The sequence below is a fragment of the Seonamhaeicola maritimus genome, from assembly GCF_008056315.1.
Taxonomy (GTDB): domain Bacteria; phylum Bacteroidota; class Bacteroidia; order Flavobacteriales; family Flavobacteriaceae; genus Seonamhaeicola; species Seonamhaeicola maritimus.
In genome coordinates, this window is record NZ_VRKQ01000008.1 from 1790585 (window position 1) to 1812392 (window position 21808).

Here is a 21808-nt window from a genome sequence, read left to right on the forward strand (position 1 = left end):
GATGCAAAAATTAATAGAAGCCAATTTATATAGAAGTGAACTTATTCCGGTAAGTGGGAAGTTGGTAGAACGTTATAATAAATGTTTGGTTAAACTTGGTTTTACACCAACCAAACTTAAAACATTCTTAATTGATGGTATAGGTTGGAGTCCTGAAATAGCTGAAGAAAAGGAAGATTTACATTATTTAAATAATGGTGAGGCTAATCCTCATGGTATTCTTATAACCCCATTACAAAAGGGGAAACCAGTGTATTTGCCATTTCACACCTTTGATAGGGATATGATGAAATATATCTTTTCTGTTCATGGTAATAGAATTAAAGATATAACACGCGATTGTGCTATTTGTATTGATTTTGATCAAAATATTGATGTGTTTTATGAACCTTTAGATGTTTTAAAATACAATACTGTTAATATTCATTTTCATCTAATAAACAATCTAGATAAGATTAAAGAAGAGCAATTAGAATTGGTTGAAACTTTTAAACGAGACCATAATTTTATAGATGAAACATTACATCAAAAGTTATTAGATTCAGCTAATAAATATGGCGATTTAAGAGAACGTGATTTAGATTTACATGAACTACAATTCACAACAGATTCGTTTTATACGCGTGCTTTTGGCGGTGTTTATGTGCTTAGAGATTTCATATCACCTATTGTGATTTTTGAAGATGAAAAGTGGCATAAAGAGGCTATTAAAGACACCAATTATGAGGTGTTAATTTATCATATTCATCAGAAGGAATTGTTAGTAAAACTAAGAGATCATGTTATCATTGAATATAATCTTGAAAATGCTGTTAATACTGCTAGATATCAACGTATCAAAAAATACGAAATGTCACTTCATTTAAAGAAAACGCAGCATCCTATAAAAGATATTTTGAGTGACCCTATTCTTTATAAAAGTTATTTGAATAAGCTTGATATAGACGCTAGAAAAAAAGTAATGAGTGTTGAGCGCTATTTAGAGAAGTTAGAAACGAGTAATCAGTATAAAATTGGCGATATAGTAGATCCTAAATTGTTTGAAGCGCTTCACAAGCCGCATTCGTCATTAGAGGCTAGACATCAGGATTTAATTTGGAAACTTTTGGTAAATGTATCGCCTAAGGATGTTTTGTATTGGTATTGGTATGATAAAGAGGACTTTTATAATAGTTTTGAAAATTGGGATAATTCTCTAAAAGAATGGGTAATAGAGACTATTAGTAACAATATTTAAAAAGTATAGACTAACTATATAGCTGGAAGACTGAAGTTAGAAGTATGAAGAAAGTAACTTTATTGAATATGAAATTCAAATTTGAAGATTTAATTATTTGGCAAAAAGGAATGGATTTAGGAGAGGAAATGAATATCATAGCTTCTGAATTCCCTAAAGAAGAGCTTTACAATTTATCATCTCAACTGCGAAGAGCATCTGATTCAATCGCTTTAAACATTTCAGAAGGCTCAATATTGCAATCAGGTGCAGAGTATAGAAGGTTTTTGGGTTATTCTATCAGATCGATAGCAGAAGTTGTTACTTGTTTGCATAAAGCAAGAAGAAGAAAGTATTTTTCGGAAGAGGTGTTTTCTAAGTATTATAAAGATTGTTTTGACTTAATGAATATGACTATTGCATTCAGAAATAAAATCAAAGATTAATTGCTTCAAGCCGCATGCTTCGAGCTTCAAACTTTATTATTATGGGACTAGACTTAGTAATTTTTATTGCAGCCATTTTATTTGGGATTTTTATTTATTGGAGAGAGTCTCAAGGAAATAGACTGTACAAATTTGTTAATAAGGTTTTCAATAGCAAAGAATTGCAGATGAAACCAGATAACAAAAAGGGTTTTGTATTTAAGCAAGCTTTTTTACCAAGACTGGTTTATGTTGTTGGCTTCTTTTTGTTAGTAGGGTTAGGAGTTCAATTTTTATCGCCTTTTGAAATTTTTACTAGTTATAATGGTATTTCTGCCTTTTCTTCAATTTCCGTTGGGACTTTAATAGGAACCTATTTAGCAAATTTTGTTTTAAAGTCTGGTAAAGTCATTGAAGAAAAAAGTGATTCTTTAGGTGATATAGTTCAAGATACTATTGAAAAAGGGAAAGATATTATAGAAGATATAAAAACCAAAGATGAGGATGTGAAACCAAAGGAAGAAATTAAAGAAGAAGCTCCTCAAAAGGATGGTAAAAGCGCCAGAGAACGTTTAAAAGATAAAGGATACTTGAAATGATATCAAATAAGTTTAGATATGTCCTAATAATCATATTTGCGGCACTTATTATTGTAGAGATTGTAATTATGGATTATGATAATTTTTGGAATTGGGGAAATTGGTTAGGCATATTAGCACCAGTTTTAATGATATTAGCTATGGTAATGAGTATAAAGCATGTAAATAAACACGGAGAGAACTAACACTATGATAAAATCTTACTGGAATAAAGGCAAAAAACAAAAAAGAAACACCATCATTTTCGGATTCATTCTTCTTATTCTTTTATTTGTTTTAAGAGATGATTATCAACCATTTTTATTGTTCCTTAGAAAGTTCATTTTTATAATTCTTTTAAGTGGAATAATATTGTTTTTTGGTCTCCGTAAATTTAGAAAATCTGCCACAACTGGAGGTAGGCTAGGACTTCTTGGGATTTTGGTATTGTTTTTTGGGCTATTATACATGGTGGGCTGGCATTTTAAAATGTATGATTATATGAAAACATATAATGTTTTCAATAGTTTAAATAAAGTTGAAATTAATGAGTTACCATTAACGCAAAACGAACGTATTCAGCCATTGCGTAATATCTTTTCTATGGCTAATGAAAGTGTAGGAGAGACTAAAGATGTCTCATTACCGCATTTAGTTCGTGTTGATGATGAAAACAAATGGACCATGGCTATTCAACCTACCGAAAAGTACGTTTGGCAGGGTATTACCGATAATACTGAAGAAGTCTTTTCTGTTTCTAGTACTACACCGTTTCCGCGTTTTTCTAGTGAAAATAGAATTCCTGTAACTTTTTCCATCGGAGAGTCTTTAAAGTTTAGTAGAAACACCTATAATGCCGTAGTTCAACGGTTTAATGTCTTTCAGCTATTCACTTTAGAACCCAGTGACACGTATTATATGAAGAATGATTCAGGAAAATGGGTACAAGTGGTAAGTTTAATAAAATGGAAAGGATTCTTGTTTCCTTATCCAACTTTTGGAGGTGTTATGGTAGTTGATAATGGTGAGCATGATTTTGGGGATTATATAGAGCGAATTCTTATTGGGAAAGGAACTTATATAAGTCCAGAAAACATGGGTGAATATCCGTATTTAACACGTCAAAATACTTTGGCAGAAAAGGTATCACGTTTACAAGCAGAATCCTTAAAATTTTTAGGAGGATTTAGCGACCCACTACCATGGAATATGGAAACTGCAGTGAAAATACCAGATTTAGCTGATGACCAAAACCAGCAACCTTTTGTGACTGATTTTGATTTTTCTGATACCGATTCTGATGCTTATAGTGGCCTTTATCATTGGTTTGGTTTAGAGCCTGTAGGTGATGAGCGTACCAGCTTAACCTTCAGTGTTTTTATCCCAGCGGATGGCTCGGATAGATTGTTTTATTATGACCATGCAACTAAGAAACAAGGATATGCTGGTGTCTCTGCAATGCCTTTAAAAGTTATTGAATCAAGAAAAGAATTTGATTGGTCAGTTAACAAACCTGTAGAATTTAGGCCTTATATAAAGGATATTGCAGGTAAAAAGCGCATGTTTTTTTTAGGAACCATTTCTGCTATTAGAGAAAATGAAGCTGAAAAGTTTGATGGTTCGGCTACACCAGATTTAGCACTTGTTGATAGCGAATATAGAGATGTAGTTTGGATAGATGTAAAACACCCTAGCCAATGGGATAAAACAGTTTATGATCAACTAAACGAGGCGTGGAGATCTAGTGAAGGCATTGGCTATTATTTTGTTGAAGAAAACAAGGATATTGATGTAATTCAGAAACCTACAGATTCTTTAGTCATTAAAACTGAAAAGGAAATTCAGATAGACGAACTACAAAAACAGATAGATTCTTTAAAAGCTTCCGGACAGTAAAATATCTGTGTTGAAATTCTTCTATTCAAAAAGTATTCTTTCAGAGGATGTAATTACTGATGTTCAAACAGAATTTCATTGTGAAGATATTGGAATTTGTACATTAAGTAAATATCATAATTTTGAATATAACCATGTTTCTTTAAATGATGATGTTGATTGGGAACGACTTGTTTTTATAACTTTTAGGCTAGCTATATTCAATTTAATTGTAAAAAATCTAATTAAGGTAAATTCTATTGAATACAAAGAATCTTATTTGGGTAATCTCTTTGAATTTAAAACAAGGCATTTTCTTTTAGAGCCTGAGAAAAAAGCTAAAATAGATGATTTATTTTCTTCTAGCATTTTAAATATTTTTAATAAACTTTATATCAAACAAAAATCTAAGGTTCACCTTCACGAATTAATTACGGAAACATTTGATTTTTTTATTGGAGCTACAGATTCCTATTTATTACCTGGTAAGAGGGTTTTGCTTAAAATATTTGATTTATATGTTTCCAAGTATAAATGGTTAAAATTTGAGGAAGATTATCATTTACTGGGTACACATTATAAATATAGAGTTTGGATTGAACCTATTTACATTCCTAGATTGAAACTGCAGCATGATTCTATCACCAACAGTTATAATGTTTCTTTAAAAGGCAATATTTCTTTAAGAAATATGGTTAAAAGAATTGACAATGTACTTGAGTTTAATTATGCAAAAAGAAAACCTTTTTCTGATAGTTCAGGAGGTAGGTTTGGAAATTCTAGAATTGAGTTTTTAATACCCAGAGAGTGATTTACTTAATTATGGTATAAGTAATTACTCTATGTCAAGTTTTTGTCAAGTCTTATTAATAACTGGCTTGAACATATGTTGCCCTCCATAAACCAAACGTTCTCATACTGCAGCATTTAGTCGTTTAGTTTTGCTTTTTAATAAATTAAAAGCAAATAGAATGTTTTCTAATAAAAAATCTAATTGGGCATTATTGACGGCCCTAATCTTAGTACTTGTAAGTTGTAGCAGTGGTTCTAGTGATCCAAAACCAGATAACACACCTCCTGTAGTTGTTGATGATTCTCCATCAGCTACAGATGATAGTTTAATTGTAAATGAAGATAGTACATCAGGATCTGCAAATCAGATAGATGTTTCTAAGAATGATGACTTAGGTGATGATGGGGGAGATACAGATAATTACAGTTTAGCAACCAATGCAAGTAATGGTTCTGTAACAGAAGTAAGTGATGGTGTTTTTGAATATATACCAACAGCAGATTATCATGGTTCAGATAGCTTTACATATACTATTACAGACAAAGATGGTGATAATGCAATTGGAACGGTTAACATTACTGTAAATGATGTTCCAGAAGGGCCAACAGCAGAAGACTTCAATAATATAGACGCTAGTTTGCCCTCTTTTGTTTCTATTGATGACACCACACCAAATGGTAAAAAATGGGTGAAATTTGAAAGTATGTCAGATGAGTTTAATGCTTGGGATTCTAATAAATGGTTTAAGTCAACTTGGAATTATGGGGTTCCTGTTGAAATTTCAAATTCTAGTTCCAATTCAGGCGTATCAGATGGAAAGCTTTGGATAAAAGCTACACTAAATGAAAGTAATTCTGACGGGAGATGGTTTCAATCTGCTAGAATTCATTCAAAAGCAGAAACAAAGTATCCTATGTATACAGAGGCCAGAATTAAAACAGCACATATTTCTGCTTATAACACGTATTGGTTAAATAATGGGGATATAAACAATAGAGATGAGATTGATATTATTGAGAATAATTCAAAACCAACTTGCACAAATTGTGATGCAGAAATATTTCCTGAAAGAATGAATTCTCAATATTTTCAAGCCGATGAAAATGAAAACCCTACCACCATTAGAAAAAAAGGTACTTTTCTTAGATCTGGCTTATCTGATGTTAACCCATTAAAAAACAAAGGATGGAATGAAGATTATCATACTTATGGTGTATGGTGGAAAGATTCTAAAAACATACAATTTTACCTAAATGGAGAACCAGCAGGAAGCGTAGTTGTTGGTGAACATAACGACGGACAAACTTACAATAGAGAGTTCACAAGAGATTTAGAAATAATATTTGATTTATGGACAAATGAGGCGGGGTGGCTAGGAGGTTTGCCACCTAAATCTGATTTAAATGATAATACCATTAATACTATGCGTATTGATTGGGTAAGAACCTGGAAATTGGAAGATGAATAATTCCTTAAAACCAGATTAATAGCCGAAAAAACCGAAGATAAATCTTCGGTTTTTTTGTTTTTAGCACGTAACAACCCTGATTGATTATAGACTTATAGGTAAAGCCTATTATGTTTGATTATCTGGAGTTAGAATATGAAGTAAAAAGAAGAAGGGGTCTAGTAAACCCTAAAAGGAAACTATATGAAAGAAAGAAAAATTCACTCTTATTATTGTTTTCAAATCTCTTAATAAACTATAAATTAAAGTTTAGCCGTAATATGCAAAATGTTTACATGAGCTTTATAACTTTGGTTGTGGTTATTAGTACCACAATAGTTCTATGCCAACCTATTATTTCAAATTTCAGAGAATATTCTAATAGGCAGACTGAGGCAACTAGCGCTGCTTATGAAAACAAGAATAGAGTAGCATTTAATTTCTTGATAAATTCTGGAAAAAATAGATTTTTAGAGGCTAGAATAAGTAGTGCATATAAAGAGTTTAAATTAGCGCATGCAATTTATCCAGAAAATGAAGCGTTGAATAATTTACTTATTGAAACTCTTAATATTCTTTGTGAAAAAGAAAATATTTATTGTGATGAATTAGATGAGTTCTTGCTGAATGATTACTAGAACACCAATTCCATTTTAATATTACTACGAACATAAGGTGAATTTGGTTCAACAGGTATTTCTAAAAAACCAAATTTTCTATAGATGTGAATAGCGTTTTCTAATTTAGTATTAGAGTAGAGAAGGAGCTTTGGTAACTCCATAATACTTTTGGCATAATCAATACAATACGCTAATAGTTGCTGACCAATTTTTTTTCCTCTATGGTTTGTTGAAACAGCCATTTTAGCAAGCTCGAATAGTCCATCAGTTTTAAGTGGCATTAAAGCAACCGTACCAACAACCTCATTTTCCAATTTAGCAAAAAATATATGTCCGCCTTTGTTAATTATATATTTATTAGGGTTGCTTAAAACTTCTTCATCAAAAGGTTCAACATAGAAAAAGGTTTGTAACCATTCTTTGTTAAGTTCATAGAATGTATTTGAATATTCATTTTTAAAAGAAACTATTTCTAAACTCACGAACTCTTAATAAAATCTGTTATTAAATAAGTAATTAGTTTGCCAACTTGTGATGCCACTCTTTTACTAGGTGCGACTTCACAAATATGTAAGTATTTGGCATTTTCATTCTCACCAAAATAATTAACAAACTTTCTAGCTTGGTTTACACTAAACCCACTAGGTGTCATGGCACTACTTGTAATGTTTTCAATAGCATCACAATCAATTTCAATTCCAAAAGCATCTTTTGATATATGCTTCAAAGCCCTTACCATTTCAGAGTTAAACTTTAATTCATTTCTAATTTCAATACTATCAAATGTATTATACTTAACTGCCTTAACTTTGTTAAGCGTAGTTAACGTTTTATCTGAGGTGTAATTCTCATGTATACCAAAAACAAAATATTTGTTTAGGAACCCTTCCGCGAAGGCGTAACTAAAGCCATTACCACTATGGCGCCCTTCTTCCGGTCTAAAATCAGAGTGTGCGTCAAAATTAACAACACTAATTGGGGAATTAACAGCTAATGAAGTTCCTTTAATGTTACCATATGCATTGTTATGTCCGCCACCAATAATGATAGGTTTTTTACCTGCCATAACAATCTGACTTACCAAGTAAGTTACTTGTACGTCTATTATTTCAACTAAATCTCTAGCCTTTTTTAAGTCTCTTTTCTTCGTAACATCAAGCTTAGAAATCTGTTCCATTTCATCACTAAAATTTAAATGACCTAGAATTAAAACCTCCTTTGCCTTGGTATATTTATTGCTCTGAATGTTTAACAAAACTTTAAGCGAAGCTTCCCAAGCCTTTGCTGTACCCGTTTTTCCAAGGTTAGCAATAACCCCTACATCTTCAGGGACACCAAATATCACATACTTAACATCTAAATTATTAAGTTGTTCGTATATGTTAGAAATGCGGGTCAATAATTTAATATGTTGACCAAATTTGGATTCGCCTTGGCGTTTGTTTAAAAGCTTATTTCTAGAAGAATTATTAAATAAAACCAGTTTGTCCATTAAGTAATAAATTTGATTAAAAATACATCAATATTTATTTATAGCATTATAAAAAATAAATTAAAAAACCAGGAAAATTTAAACTTAATCTAACATTAAAAACAAGTAATTATGGAAGAAAACAAAAGTAACATGGGCCTTAAAATAGCGTTAGGAATTGCGTTAGCTTTATTTTTAGGAGTTGGGTTTTATACTATGAACCTTTATAGTAGTAGTAAAGAAATTCAAAATGATTTAACACAGGAGAAACAGCTAGTAATGAACGATTTAGATGCAATGGCTAAACAATATGATGAGGCTATTGGTGAAAACAAAGTTGCTAATGAAAATTTAGTTGAGGCCAGAGAAAGAATTCAAGGTTTGATGGATTCATTAAAAATTTCTGAAACAAATGTTAGAAGTTTATGGAGATATAAGAAAAAGTATCTTTCTCTTCAAAAAGAAATGGACGTGTTATTGGCTCAAAACGATTCTTTACGTGTAGAGAACTCTTATTTAGCAACATCACTTGATAGTACAAGAGTTCGTTTAGAGGAGCGTACTATATTTACCGATTCATTATTGGTTCAAAATACTGCTTTAGCTGAAGTTGTGGAAAATGCTTCGGTTCTTGGTACCGTTGGTTTAAAAGGATTTGGAGTAATTGAAAGAACCTCAGGAAAGTTAATTCCAACTGAAAGAGCAAGTAGAACTGATAAACTAAGAGTTTGCTTTACAGTTGCTAAGAATAGTTTAGTACAAGCTGGAGATCATGAATTATATGTACAAGTTGTTGATCCAAAAAACAATACTTTAGGTTTAAATGAACAAGTGCAGTTTGAAGAAAAAACTTTAAATTATAGTATAATAAGTAAATTTAACTATGAAAATGCTAACCTTAATGTTTGTGAGTTCGTAGTTGCCAAAGGACAAGATAAGTTTGAAAAGGGTCGTTATGTAGTTAATGTTTTTAATAATAAAGATTTAGTTTCTACCTCAGAATTTACATTGAAATAAATTTTAATATATAACACTTAAATAAAGAGCTTCAAGTTGTACTTGGGGCTTTTTTTATGCAATGTCTAACCCTCAATAACTTCACCTTTTTCCTCGGCTACAGCCATTCCCCATTGGGCTATAGCATTTAATACCGGCGCAAGACTTTCTCCAAATTTTGTCAAGGAATATTCTACTTTAAGAGGAGGTTTTTTGGTATAAACCTTTCTCGTAATTAATCCATCCTTTTCTAATTGCTTCAATTGTAAGCTCAAGGTACGTTCTGTAATAGTAGATATAAGTTTTCGTAATTCACTATAGCGTTTACTACCGTCAATTAAATAAATAAGTATGACACTTTTCCATTTCCCACCAATTAATTCCATTGCAATACTAGTAGCACAGGAAAACATTTTGTCATTATACTTTATCAATCTTTTCTTATGTTCCATTTACTTTAACTTACTCCAACTTTAGCATTATTTTGGTAAAGTTAATAAAACTATATTTAATGTAGTCACTATAAAAAATATAGTAAAAATTATTTAATTTATATTATTGATTATCAGATGTATAAATAATTTTTTTTGAGCTATCATTTTTGACCGTTATTGTGAGAAACGAATACTATATATACTTTTGTCACTATAAAAATGATAGTATAAATTTAAATAGAAAATGAAAGCAATGATTATTAACGAATACGGAGAAGACTCGGTATTCAACTTAGAAGAAGTACAAACCCCAACTTTAAAAAGTGGAGAAGTTCTAGTTAAAATAGCTGCATCTAGTGTGAATACTGTAGATACTATGATAAGGAAAATGGGTGAAGATTTGCCTTTATCACCTGAGACTCCAGCTATTTTGGGGATGGATTTTGCGGGAACAGTTGAAGCAATTGCAGAAGATGTAAAAGAGTATGCTGTAGGAGATGAAGTATATGGATGTGCTGGTGGGTTGGCAAATCTACCAGGAACATTGGCAGAATATATTGCTCCTGATATTAAGCTAATTGCTCATAAACCAAAAAACTTATCGATGAAAGAAGCTGCAGCCATTCCATTAGTCGGTATCACTGCTTATGAAGGTCTAGTGCGTGCAGGAATTACAGCAGGGCAGAAGGTTTTAGTTCATGGAGGTTCTGGTGGTGTTGGGCATATAGCATTACAATTAGCTAATCACTTTGGAGCCAAGGTCTATTCTACTGGTGGAGGTGAAAAGCAGTTAACACTTATTAAAAATCTTGGAGCAACACCTATAAATTATAAAATAGAAACCGTAGAACAATATGTTAAAGAACATACTAATGGTAATGGTTTTGATATAGTTTATGATTCCGTAGGAGGAGGAAATTTAATCAATTCGTTTAATGCTGCAGCTCTTAATGGGCATATAGCTACAACAGTATCTTTGCTTGAACTAGATTTATCCTTGGCACATTTTAAAGGTTTATCTCTTCATGTGGTTTTTATGCTCATTCCTATGTTGCATAATTATAAACGTGAAGCACATGGTGAAATTCTAAGAAAAATTGCTAAAATAGTAGAGAATGGTGAGTTAAAGCCAATTTTAGATGAACAAAAATTCTCATTAGAGGAAGCGGGTAAAGCTCATGCACGTTTAGAAAGTGGACAAGCCATAGGTAAGGTTATAGTTAAAAACCAATAGCTTTTTCAAAATTGCGACATGACACAATTTGAATCAATAAATAAAGCATATAACGGGATTTTTAAACCTAATAGACTTAGCATTGGTCTCGTTGTTCCTATTGAAAACTATAGCCTTGGTCCAATACCTACTATGGAAAATCACTTAAATCGTGTTCAACAGATAGAGCAATTGGGTTTTAAAGCCTTATGGGTTAGAGATATTCCGTTTAATGTACCTTCATTTGGTGATGCTGGACAGTTATTCGACCCATTCACATATTTAGGTTTTTTAGCAGGCCAAACCAATGATATTGCCCTTGGGGTTAGTAGTATTGCTTTACCGTTGCATCATCCAGTTCATGTTGCAAAAAGTGCTGCTTCCATAGATCAATTATCAAATGGGAGATTTATTTTAGGAATAGCTTCAGGGGATAGACCGGATGAATATCCAGCCATGGGTATAAATTATGAAAATAGAGGAGAACTCTTCCGCGAATCATTTTATTATATCCGAAAAGCACAAGAAAGTTTCCCATTAATAAAATCAAATAATTATGGTGAACTGAAAAGTCATATAGATGTTTTACCAAAGCCAAAAGGGACAAAGGTTCCTATGTTAATAACTGGTAGTAGTCGGCAATCCTTAGAATGGAATGTAGAACATGGAGATGGCTGGATGTCTTACCCGAAAGATTTGTATAATCAGAAGCAAACTATTGATGCATGGAGAAAATTAATCAAAGATTCTCAAGAGTTTGATAAACCTTTCATGCAACCCTTGTATTTAGATTTACAAGAAGAAGACGATTATAAACCTCAGCCTATTCCATTAGGGTTTAGAATAGGTTCAAATTTTCTGATTGATTATTTTCAAAAACTTGAAAACATAGGGGTTAACCACATAGCCTTAAATTTAAGATTTAACAATTTAGACATTGATAAAACTTTAGAAATACTAGGCAATAAGGTATTACCTCATTTCCATATTAACGAAAAAGAAGTTACAGCATAATGAAAAAAACAATATTAATAACAGGCAGTACTGATGGTATTGGGAAACTCACTGCTATCAAGCTAGCAAAAGATGGTCATCACGTTTATATACATGGTAGAAATTCTGAGAAGTTAAACCTTGTTATCAAAGAAATAAAAGAATTATCAAATAATGATTTTGTAGATGGGTTTATGGCAGACTTATCTGATTTAGAAGGAGTAAAAGCACTTGCCGCTGCCATCAGTGAAGAATTACCAAAACTTGACGTTTTGATTAACAATGCCGGTGTTTATAAAAGCAAAATAGATAAAACTATTAAAGGTTTAGATATTAGGTTTGTGGTTAATTATTTAGCTCCTTATACTTTAACTAATATGTTATTACCATTATTAAAAAAAAGTGATAAAAACAGAATTATTAATTTAAGTTCAGCTGCCCAATCATCTGTTTCAATTGATGGACTATTAGGAAAAAGGCAAGTCTTTGAAAATGAAGCTTATGCCCAAAGTAAATTGGCCTTAACTATGTGGAGTTTCTATTTGGCTAATTCTGATAGAGACATTCAAGTAATTGCCGTTAATCCAGGATCATTACTTAACACAAATATGGTAAAGGAGGCTTTTGGTCATCATTGGTCTTCTGCCGATAAAGGGGCTTCAATTCTATATAACTTAGCTCTATCCGAAGAATTTAATGGAATTAGCGGACAGTATTTTAACAATGACAAAGGTGGTTTTGGAAAAGCGCATCCTGATGCATATGAAACTGAGAAAATTAGTAATTTAATTACCCTTACTGAAGGTATTATAAATTAAAGTAGATTACCGTTCATCTATTTATCGTAAAATTTAGTTGTTCAATCGATTATTTTTCATTTTCAAGTGGGTAGTTACTTAATTTTAAGCAAATTAAATTTTTGTCCCATGAAATATTTAATCGCTTTTTTAGCTACGGCTTTAATATTAGCAAATTGTTGGACGGTTTTTTCACAAGAAACATCTGATGTTTTAAAAGATATTCCTCAAGATTTTAAAAAGCGAAGTCCTATTTATGATTATTCGGAAAAGCAATTGAATAATACCGATACTATTCCAGATTTTTCTTCAAAAAAGAATAAGCTTAAAATAACAGGAACAATCTATGAAAGTGATGGTATTACACCTGCTAAAAATGTTTTGCTTTTTGTTCATCAAACGGATGAAAATGGAAATTTTGAATTAAAGAGACAAAACAAAAAACGCTATGTACATCACAGAGGATGGGTAAGAACTGATGCTGATGGTAAATACACTCTCTATACTTTTGTGCCGGGTAGTTATATTTACGGTAGAGAATTAAAACAAATTTACCCTATAGTTAAAGAACCAAATAAGCCCGAATATAAAATTGAAACCTTTCTTTTTGATGACGACCCTTTATTAACCGGAAAATGTCGTGTAAAAGTAGAAGAAACGGACCCTCAAAGAATCTTAAAATTGGATAAAAAAGAAGGTTTATGGGTTGCTACTAGGGATATTGTACTTGGAAAAGAAATTGATTCTTATTAAATTAAATACTCTTAATGATATAAAATAAAAGTGTCTATTAAGACACTTTTTATTTTTCTATTAATAATTTCTGTCCAATCTTAATAACAGAGTTCCTTCTAATATGATTGACTTTACAGATTGAAGCAACGGTAACATTATTGTTTTTAGATATTCTAGATAATGTATCCCCCGACCTCACCACATAAATGGAACGCTGTTTAATTAAACTTGCTATCGCTTCCTGTTCAGACAATAAAGGCTTTATTTGGCTTTGTCTTTTAGAATTATGGAATACCGGTTGAGTCCATTTTTTCGTAACCCAAAGTTCTTTAGCTCTAATAGCGTTGTTATCATCAAACCTGAACAAATATTCAGGATTAATAGACATACCTTGATAATTAATAACCAAATGCAAATGGCTACCTCTAGCATTACCAGAAGTCCCCCCTTTACCTAAATAAGCACCTTTAGCAACGGTATCATTTTCCTTTATGCCATATTTTGATAAATGAGCATAAACCGTTTCTAATCCATTGTAATGTCTTACAACAACAGTTCTACCATGACCGCTTGTGTATCTAGACATTCTAACCACTCCATCAAACATGGCAAAAATACTATCTCCAGTTATCAGATCAATATCTATACCTTTATGAGGCCTACCTCTTCGCCAACCATAACGGGATGTTACTACCTTATGTTTTCCAATAGGAGAGAAGTAAGTTGAATCATCAAACTGAATTTGTAAAGGGAATTGAAGTTTTACTTCTTTATAAGGATTATAAACTGTGTGGTCCCAATATTCAGATTTTATATCTGGTTTTACAAATACAACGTTGTTTTGAGTAGAATCTTTAACAATTAACTCGATTGCCTTAGAAAATTCTAATATTTCATTTATTCGTCTTTGACCAAAAGCATTTAACGAGATAATAAATAAGAAAACAGTAATAAAAAACCTCATTAATGCACTAATCGAATTTAATTTTTGGAATTGCGAATTTAAAGAAAAATAACGCTAAACATTGTTAACTTATTGTTAGAGTTTTAATGGTTTGCTCTAAGAAATTAATATTGAATAGCTTATGATGATTCTTTTTAGTAGTAAACCATTTTAGAGTGGTTATATTTTTCATAAAGGATAAAATTATCCCTAACCTGACAATTCTCATATTTGTAAACTCTTTTGGGAAGTACTTTTGTTGATTCAAAGAATTAAAACCGGAAAATCACTAACCAAAAATGGAGGAAAACAACCAAAACTCTTACAAAGAAAAACGTAAGAAATCACAAGAATTTGAAAGTAGAGAAGAGTATTTAGAACACGAGTTGCTGAGTATGAAGTTTAAGCGATGGAGAGTTCACTTACCATTTAGAGATTTCCATGTAGAATTTGAAGATTTAGTGCCAGCTTTAGCAGCGACCATAGGAAAAGTAGTTATGGTAACAGCTATGGTGGCGGCATTTGCAGTTCAATTTGGGCTTTCTCCTGAGTTTGTTGCGGAGAATGTTAGATATGAATTACTAATTGCCGGTGGTATTTTTGTGCTTATTTTTTCTGCAATCTTAAACCCAAGAGCAAATTTAGCAGGTACCCACGGTCCTATGATTCCTTTAATTCCTATCATAGCTGCAGCTGGAGGGCATCCACTGGCATTAGGTATTTTAATTGGTGTTTTTGGACTCTTTTTGAGTATTACAAAAGGAGGTTCTAAATTAATGGAGTTGACTGGAGTAGGTGTTCGTGGAGGACTACTTATATATTTAGGAGCCGTTGGTTTAATTGGGCAAATATCTAAATTTGAACTTTGGGCTTCTAATGAAAATGCTAGCACCGTTTCTTTTGTGGTAATTGCAATTACGGTTTTTGTATATGCCTATTTAGCAAGGATCAAGAAAAGATGGTTAGCAATTCCTTTGTGTTCTGCAATTGCTGGTATTACTGCTTATGTAATGGGCGTCGGTTTTGAGTTTACCACAGAACCTGGGTTACCTCATATGAATCCGCTTTGGTGGTGGGGAGAAAATACAGGTTGGCAATTAGGTTGGCCAGATTTTGGGCATTACGTAGCGGTTATTCCGTTTGCAATTTTAGCGGTAGCCATGTGGTCACCAGATTACTTAGGACACCGCGTATTTCAAGAAATGAATTACCCTAAAAAGGCTAAAGATGTTCTAATGGATGTTGATGATACTATGACTGTATCATCAATTAGACAAATGGTTGGTGCATTCTTAGGTGGTGGTAATATTGCATCGTCATGGGGTACTTATATGATTCCAGCGGCTATTGCAAAAAGACCAATACCAGGAGGTGCATTACTTACTGCTATACTCTGCATTTTAGCTTCTGTTTTTGGGTACCCAATGGATTTAGCTATGTGGGAGCCTGTATTAAGAGTAGCCTTAATTGTTGGCGTATTTCTGCCGTTACTTGAGGCAGGAATGCAAATGGTAAAAGAACAGAATGACGCATTGAGCGCAGGCACATGTATTTTTGCTTGTGCATTTGTGAACCCAGTTTTTGGTTGGGCATTAACCATGCTACTTGATAATTTAGGATTGATTGGTGATAGAGAAAGAGCAAAAAAATTAACGCTGAAAGAACGATTAATCATTCCAGGTGTTATGTTTTTAGTATGTATTGTGGCACTTGCCCTAGTTGGTCAGCTTCCTGGTATTCCTGGAATATTCTAAAAAATGATGTTAGTTATGGGTAATAAGACAATTATTATATCAATAATGTTGCTGATTCCAATGTTCTTGATGGCGCAAGAGAAGGACTCTAAATTCAAATTAAAGTTTAGTGGATTTATAAGTAATGATGCTAGTTTAAATACACGTCAAAGTATATCGGCAAGGGGAGAAGGTTTATTTGTTTTGGCGCCTAAACCTGTTGAATTAGATAATGAAGGGAATGATATTAATAATACACCTTCATTTAATTTTGTAGGAATTAATTCGAGAATTAGAGTAAAAATCACAGGACCGGATGCCTTTGGAGCCAAAACTTCCGGTATGATTGAAGGCGACTTTTTGGGTGTCAACACAGATTCTAAATTTAATTTTAGACTTCGACATGCCTTCATGAAACTAGATTGGGAAAAATCTCAATTACTTGTAGGTCAATATTGGCATCCTACATTTGTAGTAGATTGTTACCCTGGCACTGTTTCTTTTGGTGCGGGATCACCATTTAATCCGCTAGCAAGAAATCCACAATTTAGATATTCCTATAAACTAGGGAAAACTACAATTAGCTTAACCCAATTAACTAATGGCCATTTTACTAATAAGGGAGCTGCAGATGCTCAATTTAACTCCTTAGTTCCAGAGCTTCATTTTCAACTACAGTATAAAGCTGACAAGTTTGTTGGTGGTTTGGGTTACGGACATCAAATATTAAGACCCGAAATAGTAACGGCAAACAATTACATTACCAAAGAAAAAGTACATAGTAATACCGTTCTAGCTTTTGCTAAAGTCACTTCCTCAATGTTGACCTTAAAAAGTTATAGTATGTATGGTCAGAATAATGACAATTTAGTCATGATGGGGGGATATGCCGCTGTAGAAAAAACCTATACCTCAGATCAAATAAATAAAGGTATTGTTGAATATACACCATACAACAATTTCACGTCCTGGTTAGATATCCATACAAACGGCAAAAAGATAATAGCTGGTATTTTTGGTGGCTATTCTAAGAATTTGGGAGCATCTAAAAATGTAGATATTAGTACGTACACAGGAAGGTGGGGAAATGTAAAAGACATGATGCGAATATCACCTAGATTAATATTTATTTCAGGTTCAACTATTATTGGTACTGAAATAGAATACTCATCTGTTAATTATAATAAAGGAAATCCAGATGGATTAACAGATGAAGAAATAACAGGTTATAACAGCAAGGGTTTAGTTACAAACTATGAAGCAGCAAACAACTTAAAGTTTTTATTAAATGTTACATATAAGTTTTAATTGGCAATAGTTTTATAACCCAGTTATGCCAAAATACTTTCGTGACCAGAATCTTTTACAAATAGACAGCTACTGTTAGTTTTAGTAGTCATATTTTTAATAAAATCAAAAGGTAAGGTTTCTTGCATTCCAAAGATATTTAAATCTGCCGAAGGAGCTTTTAGTACAAATTCATCGAATATCCCAACATGCACTTCGGTTAAGGTTTTTGGTAACCTAGCAAGACTTTTCAATCTTTTTAGGAAATTTTTGGCGTTATCTTCTTCTTTGGGATCGTCTACAACAATAATCATACGAATACTGGCTTCCCAATTCATTTTTAACTTGTATGCTATCAAAAGAGACAGGTCTAAATTGCCAATATCCCAACCACCTAATTCCCAGTTTCCTTTTCTATTGCTCACCCAAACGTTAATAGTATTTCGTTGACCCAACAAAGCAGTGGTATGCAAATTAAAAAGTAGAATACCTATTTCTAAACGCATTGATTCCTTCATTACCGGTTTAATTTCATTGTTGTAATCATCATGATCTTGTAAATTTAAAAACATAATGTTTGGTTTAAAAAATGCACCTTGTAATGCCTGACTTCCGTAATTAATGCCATTAGCAAATTGATCTGTATTGATAACTGTAGAAGAAGAGAAGACTCCCTTTTCTCTAAAAGAAGCTGAAATGTTTTCCAATTCTAAGGCCAATGTGCTATGCTCTGTAAACCGTTCAATTCCCAATAATTTAATAGAACCTTTAGGACGAGCAATATTCCGAAGAAACTCAAAACTACCTTTTAAACCATTTACATCCCTAACAGGCACCATAAGATTTGCTTTCCACGCACGTTGTTGCATTTTTTTCATACCCCAAGTGTGTTTTGCTGCCCATTCTGCAAATGACACAAATATTCCAGAACGTACATCTTCAAACGGCGTCTTAAGGTTTTGTCGAGATAGGTACCAATAAACCATAAGTACAATAGCAAATGAGATTAAGCTTATTGATGGGTTAATAATAAACATAGCAAATATGGAAGAAATAAGCCCAAGCCACGGCACCCATTTATGAATTTTAAAAATAGGACGGTAACTTATCAACCCCAAGCGTTGTTCTATAATCACAACTATATTAATCATGGCATATGTTATGAGGAAAAAGAGGGTAACTAAAGGTGCCACGGCATTAATATTGCGCAGTAAAAGCGTTAGGAAAATCAATATTCCAGTAACTATCATAGCATTACGTGGTTGCCCCGTATCACTAGTTCCTGATAGTATTTTTGAGTAGGGTAGTACCTGATGTTCACCCATAGCAAACAGAATACGAGAAGACCCGACAATAGAAGCCAATGCAGAAGAGAACGTAGCACCTAAAACACCAGCAATAATTAATGGTCCAAAGTAGGCCTTATCTACCATAACATAATAATTGGTTAGGAGTTCCTCTTCAGAAGCGCTTCTGGAGATCCAAAAAGCTAATAACATATAAATCACAAAACTCACTCCAATGGCCCAAAGTGTACCACTAGGAATACTTTTCTTTGGGTTTTTTAATTCTCCAGACATATTAGCACCAGCCATAATACCTGTGGCGGCGGGAAAAAAAACTGCAAAAACAATCCAAAAATCACTACCCTTAAAACCATTTTCAACCGAACCTTTAAAAGAACCCCAGCTTAAAGAATCGCTTAAAGGTAATTCCATAGACCCATTATAAGCAGCAACAATTATTGAAACAAATGACAAGAAAATAACCCCCATAATGATAAATTGAGTTTTAATAGCCAAATTTGCGCTTATATAGGCAATGGTGAAAAGCGAAACAAACACAACAATATCTACTAAAAAAGCATTGTGCTCAGGAAAAATAGCTAACCAGCCTTCCCTAAAACCAAAAATATACATGGTAACTGCTAATCCTTGTGAAATGTATCTAGGAATCCCTAAACTACCACCAACTTCTAAACCCAATGCTTGAGAAACAATGGCGTAAGCACCACCAGCCCCAATACGTATATTGGTTGTTATAGCAGACATAGATAAAGCAGTACATAAGGTGATTAAAAAAGAAATTAGAATGATAAGCCATGCGCCTAATAAACCTGCGTTACCAACAACCCAACCCAAGCGCAAATACATTATTACACCTAGTATAGTAAGTAAAGTTGGCGTAAAAACACCACCAAAAGTTCCGAATTTTTTAATTTTTTTAGAAGAATCTCCTTTCATAAATGTAGCATAGGAATATTGGTATTAATTTACTAATTATCTATCTATTTAAATGAGGAATAAATTTCTTTTTTATTGATATAATGTATTCAATGTTTTTTAGAAATTACAACTATCCATTTTTGTACAAATTACAATAATATGATTTGGTGTTATTTTAATTTTATAAGTGCTACTTACTTAGAATTTGCTATATTTGAAAATTGGTTAACCAATTTGGTTATCCAATTAAATAATAATTCTATGAAAAATTACCTTAGCTTTTTATGTCTGTTACTTGTAATTCATACAAACTCACAAGTTGTAACGAACAACACAGAACTTCAAAATGCCATATCTAGTGCTGCTCCAGGAACAATTATAGAGTTAGCGGATGGCACTTGGACTGATGTACAAATAACTATAAACGTAAATGCTACTGAACTTCAGCCTTTTATTATTAAAGCTCAAAATCCGGGAAATGTTTTTTTTGAAGGGCGATCAAATATAAGTTTAGGAGGGTCTTATATCATTTTCGAAGGTGTTGTTTTCCAAAATGCTAGTGGGTTAATTACTGATGGTGATAAAATAGAACCTATTATAGAGTTTAGAGATACAAGTAATAATGATTGTACTAATTGTCATGTTAGAAATATTAAAATTGATTCATATAACGGAGCGGTTAGTCAAGAGACTCTCAAATTCAAATGGATTATAATCTACGGTGAGTATAATGAAGTTAGTTACTGTTCTTTCATTGGAAAAAATGGTGTTGGAAGTATAATTAACGATAATCATAATAATTCAACCCCCGATTATTCTAAAATACATCATAATTATTTTGCCGACAGAGTACCAGTTAATAATGATATAAATGGATTGAATGATCAAGATGCCATAAGAATAGGTGTTAGTACCACATCTCTGTCAGATTCATTTACAGAAGTTTATGATAATTTCTTTTATAATTGGTCTGGTGAAGTAGAAATTATCTCGAATAAATGTGGTAGTAATAAATATTACAATAACACTTTTAGGGATTATCAGGGTATTTTAACTTTAAGACATGGAAATGGTTCTGAAGTATTTAATAATTTCTTTTTTGCAGAAAACAATGATTTTTCAGGAGGTATTAGGGTTATAGGTGAAGATCATAAAGTTTACAACAATTATATTGAAGGTGTTAATCATAGAAAACCGGGAGGTTCAGGCTCTAGTGCAACAGGTGGTATAAATGTTATGAATGGTATACAGGATTCTGAGTTAAATCAATATTTTCAAGTTAAAAATGTACAAATTGTAAATAATACGCTTGTTAACTGCGATTTAGCAATAAGAGTTGGAACCAGTTTAAGCGGTGCAACGCTTGCTCCAGAGAATTTAATTGTTGCTAACAATATTATGTTGAATTCTAGTGAATCTGCGTTTCAGGAAGTTAATGCACCAACGGGTAGTTCATTATACGAAGGAAACATTAATCAGAACGGAAGTTGGGATTTAACCAATGGTGTAAATTCAAATCAAACTGTAGGTTCTGGACTATTAACAAGCGGAAGTGATTTTTATAGATTAGCAACAGGAAGTGCTGCCATTGATGCGGGAGTAGGTACATATTCCTTTTTAACAAAAGATATTTTATATGGCAATAGAGAAGTAGCCTTTGATGCTGGTGCAGAAGAATTTGGAGCTGGTGGTACTGTGGGGCCATATGATGTAGCCGATGTAGGTATTACTTTAGGTTTTGGCGCCTTAAATGCATTGTCGGTTGGAGATATGAATTTTAAACAGCAAACTATTAAACTATTCCCTATACCTACAAATGGTGAGTTAACCATTTCAAAAAACAATGATAATATAGGATCTATTAGGATATTTGATATGCAAGGGAAACTACTTCACCAACAGCATATAGAACAGAATAGGACTAAAATTGATGTTAGTTATTTATCATCAGGTATTTATGTTTTAAGAACTCTTGAAGACACCGTGCGTTTTGTTATTAACTAGCAGAACTAATTAAAAGCTAAAAT

At 32.5% G+C, this 21808-nt stretch carries 21 protein-coding genes; 16 read left to right on the forward strand and 5 right to left on the reverse strand.

Translation table 11 applies throughout. The features are described 5' to 3' along the window. The first annotated feature begins 1 nt into the window (after nt 1). The 8 genes from FUA22_RS07445 (at nt 2) to FUA22_RS07480 (ending at nt 6972) form a co-directional block, all read left to right on the forward strand. Complete coding sequence (locus tag FUA22_RS07445; RefSeq protein WP_147767261.1) at nt 2–1237, forward strand: DUF6638 family protein; 1236 nt, start codon at nt 2–4, stop codon at nt 1235–1237. A 44-nt stretch (nt 1238–1281) separates the two neighbouring features. Next, complete coding sequence (locus tag FUA22_RS07450; RefSeq protein WP_241664782.1) at nt 1282–1662, forward strand: four helix bundle protein; 381 nt, start codon at nt 1282–1284, stop codon at nt 1660–1662. A 41-nt stretch (nt 1663–1703) separates the two neighbouring features. Next, nucleotides 1704–2240 (forward strand): hypothetical protein, encoded by a 537-nt coding sequence (locus tag FUA22_RS07455; RefSeq protein ID WP_147767263.1) that lies wholly within the window; start codon nt 1704–1706, stop codon nt 2238–2240. Then, a complete protein-coding gene (locus tag FUA22_RS07460) occupies nt 2237–2425 on the forward strand; it encodes a hypothetical protein (RefSeq protein ID WP_147767264.1) in 189 nt (62 codons plus the stop codon). The genes FUA22_RS07455 and FUA22_RS07460 overlap by 4 nt, the downstream gene beginning before the upstream one ends. A 4-nt stretch (nt 2426–2429) precedes the next feature. Continuing rightward, on the forward strand, nt 2430–4115 hold the full coding sequence (locus FUA22_RS07465) for a hypothetical protein (RefSeq protein WP_147767265.1): 1686 nt from the start codon (nt 2430–2432) through the stop codon (nt 4113–4115). Nucleotides 4116–4125: 10 nt separating this feature from the next. Beyond that, on the forward strand, nt 4126–4905 hold the full coding sequence (locus FUA22_RS07470; RefSeq protein ID WP_147767266.1) for a hypothetical protein: 780 nt from the start codon (nt 4126–4128) through the stop codon (nt 4903–4905). A 160-nt stretch (nt 4906–5065) separates the two neighbouring features. After that, nucleotides 5066–6355, forward strand: a complete 1290-nt coding sequence (locus FUA22_RS18410) for an Ig-like domain-containing protein (RefSeq protein WP_170309867.1) — start codon at nt 5066–5068, stop codon at nt 6353–6355. 275 nt (nt 6356–6630) lie between these two features. Further along, entirely contained in the window at nt 6631–6972 is a 342-nt protein-coding gene (locus tag FUA22_RS07480; protein WP_147767267.1) for a hypothetical protein, read from the forward strand. Here FUA22_RS07480 and FUA22_RS07485 read toward each other — a convergent pair. Continuing rightward, entirely contained in the window at nt 6969–7436 is a 468-nt protein-coding gene (locus FUA22_RS07485; RefSeq protein WP_147767268.1) for a GNAT family N-acetyltransferase, read from the reverse strand. The two genes, FUA22_RS07480 and FUA22_RS07485, sit on opposite strands and share 4 nt — an antisense overlap. Next, nucleotides 7433–8446: a formimidoylglutamase gene (locus FUA22_RS07490; protein ID WP_147767269.1), complete on the reverse strand. Its 1014-nt coding sequence runs from the start codon at nt 8444–8446 to the stop codon at nt 7433–7435. Before FUA22_RS07490 ends, FUA22_RS07485 begins: the two co-directional genes overlap by 4 nt. 111 nt (nt 8447–8557) lie before the next feature. Here FUA22_RS07490 and FUA22_RS07495 point away from each other — a divergent pair, with 111 nt between their 5' ends. After that, nucleotides 8558–9442: a chromosome partitioning protein ParA gene (locus FUA22_RS07495; protein WP_147767270.1), complete on the forward strand. Its 885-nt coding sequence runs from the start codon at nt 8558–8560 to the stop codon at nt 9440–9442. A 65-nt stretch (nt 9443–9507) separates the two neighbouring features. Here the strand turns inward: FUA22_RS07495 and FUA22_RS07500 are convergent, their stop codons facing one another. Then, nucleotides 9508–9873: a winged helix-turn-helix transcriptional regulator gene (locus FUA22_RS07500; protein ID WP_147767271.1), complete on the reverse strand. Its 366-nt coding sequence runs from the start codon at nt 9871–9873 to the stop codon at nt 9508–9510. A 226-nt stretch (nt 9874–10099) separates the two neighbouring features. Here FUA22_RS07500 and FUA22_RS07505 point away from each other — a divergent pair, with 226 nt between their 5' ends. The 4 genes from FUA22_RS07505 (at nt 10100) to FUA22_RS07520 (ending at nt 13611) form a co-directional block, all read left to right on the forward strand. Next, complete coding sequence (locus FUA22_RS07505) at nt 10100–11089, forward strand: zinc-dependent alcohol dehydrogenase family protein (protein ID WP_147767272.1); 990 nt, start codon at nt 10100–10102, stop codon at nt 11087–11089. 18 nt (nt 11090–11107) lie between these two features. Then, entirely contained in the window at nt 11108–12082 is a 975-nt protein-coding gene (locus FUA22_RS07510; protein WP_147767273.1) for an LLM class oxidoreductase, read from the forward strand. Then, nucleotides 12082–12879 carry an SDR family NAD(P)-dependent oxidoreductase gene (locus FUA22_RS07515; RefSeq protein WP_147767274.1) on the forward strand — a complete coding sequence of 266 codons (798 nt, stop codon included), beginning with the start codon at nt 12082–12084 and terminating at the stop codon, nt 12877–12879. The genes FUA22_RS07510 and FUA22_RS07515 overlap by 1 nt, the downstream gene beginning before the upstream one ends. A 108-nt stretch (nt 12880–12987) precedes the next feature. Continuing rightward, nucleotides 12988–13611 carry a peptidase associated/transthyretin-like domain-containing protein gene (locus tag FUA22_RS07520; RefSeq protein ID WP_147767275.1) on the forward strand — a complete coding sequence of 208 codons (624 nt, stop codon included), beginning with the start codon at nt 12988–12990 and terminating at the stop codon, nt 13609–13611. Between the two features lie 49 nt (nt 13612–13660). Here the strand turns inward: FUA22_RS07520 and FUA22_RS07525 are convergent, their stop codons facing one another. Next, the gene (locus FUA22_RS07525; RefSeq protein ID WP_147767276.1) at nt 13661–14557 is read right to left on the reverse strand and encodes a M23 family metallopeptidase; all 897 of its coding nucleotides are present in this window, start codon (nt 14555–14557) and stop codon (nt 13661–13663) included. Between the two features lie 278 nt (nt 14558–14835). Here FUA22_RS07525 and FUA22_RS07530 point away from each other — a divergent pair, with 278 nt between their 5' ends. Then, complete coding sequence (locus FUA22_RS07530) at nt 14836–16290, forward strand: DUF3360 family protein (RefSeq protein WP_147767277.1); 1455 nt, start codon at nt 14836–14838, stop codon at nt 16288–16290. A gap of 15 nt (nt 16291–16305) precedes the next feature. Continuing rightward, on the forward strand, nt 16306–17577 hold the full coding sequence (locus FUA22_RS07535) for a hypothetical protein (protein ID WP_147767278.1): 1272 nt from the start codon (nt 16306–16308) through the stop codon (nt 17575–17577). Nucleotides 17578–17600: 23 nt separating this feature from the next. Here FUA22_RS07535 and FUA22_RS07540 read toward each other — a convergent pair whose 3' ends face one another. After that, the gene (locus FUA22_RS07540; RefSeq protein WP_147767279.1) at nt 17601–19799 is read right to left on the reverse strand and encodes an amino acid permease; all 2199 of its coding nucleotides are present in this window, start codon (nt 19797–19799) and stop codon (nt 17601–17603) included. Nucleotides 19800–20042: 243 nt separating this feature from the next. Between FUA22_RS07540 and FUA22_RS07545 the strand changes: the two genes are divergently transcribed. After that, nucleotides 20043–21785, forward strand: a complete 1743-nt coding sequence (locus FUA22_RS07545; protein WP_170309868.1) for a chondroitinase-B domain-containing protein — start codon at nt 20043–20045, stop codon at nt 21783–21785. Nucleotides 21786–21808: the final 23 nt, after the last annotated feature.

What these genes read in the sequence shown, in the direction of transcription:
- FUA22_RS07480 (WP_147767267.1), top strand. Translation starts at nt 6,631, where the DNA reads ATGAGCTTTATAACTTTGGTTGTGGTTATTAGTACCACAATAGTTCTA.
- FUA22_RS18410 (WP_170309867.1), top strand. Translation starts at nt 5,066, where the DNA reads ATGTTTTCTAATAAAAAATCTAATTGGGCATTATTGACGGCCCTAATC.
- FUA22_RS07460 (WP_147767264.1), top strand. Translation starts at nt 2,237, where the DNA reads ATGATATCAAATAAGTTTAGATATGTCCTAATAATCATATTTGCGGCA.
- FUA22_RS07500 (WP_147767271.1), bottom strand. Translation starts at nt 9,873, where the DNA reads ATGGAACATAAGAAAAGATTGATAAAGTATAATGACAAAATGTTTTCC.
- FUA22_RS07455 (WP_147767263.1), top strand. Translation starts at nt 1,704, where the DNA reads ATGGGACTAGACTTAGTAATTTTTATTGCAGCCATTTTATTTGGGATT.
- FUA22_RS07515 (WP_147767274.1), top strand. Translation starts at nt 12,082, where the DNA reads ATGAAAAAAACAATATTAATAACAGGCAGTACTGATGGTATTGGGAAA.
- FUA22_RS07495 (WP_147767270.1), top strand. Translation starts at nt 8,558, where the DNA reads ATGGAAGAAAACAAAAGTAACATGGGCCTTAAAATAGCGTTAGGAATT.
- FUA22_RS07510 (WP_147767273.1), top strand. Translation starts at nt 11,108, where the DNA reads ATGACACAATTTGAATCAATAAATAAAGCATATAACGGGATTTTTAAA.
- FUA22_RS07520 (WP_147767275.1), top strand. Translation starts at nt 12,988, where the DNA reads ATGAAATATTTAATCGCTTTTTTAGCTACGGCTTTAATATTAGCAAAT.
- FUA22_RS07540 (WP_147767279.1), bottom strand. Translation starts at nt 19,799, where the DNA reads ATGAAAGGAGATTCTTCTAAAAAAATTAAAAAATTCGGAACTTTTGGT.
- FUA22_RS07530 (WP_147767277.1), top strand. Translation starts at nt 14,836, where the DNA reads ATGGAGGAAAACAACCAAAACTCTTACAAAGAAAAACGTAAGAAATCA.
- FUA22_RS07445 (WP_147767261.1), top strand. Translation starts at nt 2, where the DNA reads ATGCAAAAATTAATAGAAGCCAATTTATATAGAAGTGAACTTATTCCG.
- FUA22_RS07450 (WP_241664782.1), top strand. Translation starts at nt 1,282, where the DNA reads ATGAAGAAAGTAACTTTATTGAATATGAAATTCAAATTTGAAGATTTA.
- FUA22_RS07545 (WP_170309868.1), top strand. Translation starts at nt 20,043, where the DNA reads ATGAAAAATTACCTTAGCTTTTTATGTCTGTTACTTGTAATTCATACA.
- FUA22_RS07465 (WP_147767265.1), top strand. Translation starts at nt 2,430, where the DNA reads ATGATAAAATCTTACTGGAATAAAGGCAAAAAACAAAAAAGAAACACC.
- FUA22_RS07505 (WP_147767272.1), top strand. Translation starts at nt 10,100, where the DNA reads ATGAAAGCAATGATTATTAACGAATACGGAGAAGACTCGGTATTCAAC.
- FUA22_RS07535 (WP_147767278.1), top strand. Translation starts at nt 16,306, where the DNA reads ATGGGTAATAAGACAATTATTATATCAATAATGTTGCTGATTCCAATG.
- FUA22_RS07490 (WP_147767269.1), bottom strand. Translation starts at nt 8,446, where the DNA reads ATGGACAAACTGGTTTTATTTAATAATTCTTCTAGAAATAAGCTTTTA.
- FUA22_RS07525 (WP_147767276.1), bottom strand. Translation starts at nt 14,557, where the DNA reads ATGAGGTTTTTTATTACTGTTTTCTTATTTATTATCTCGTTAAATGCT.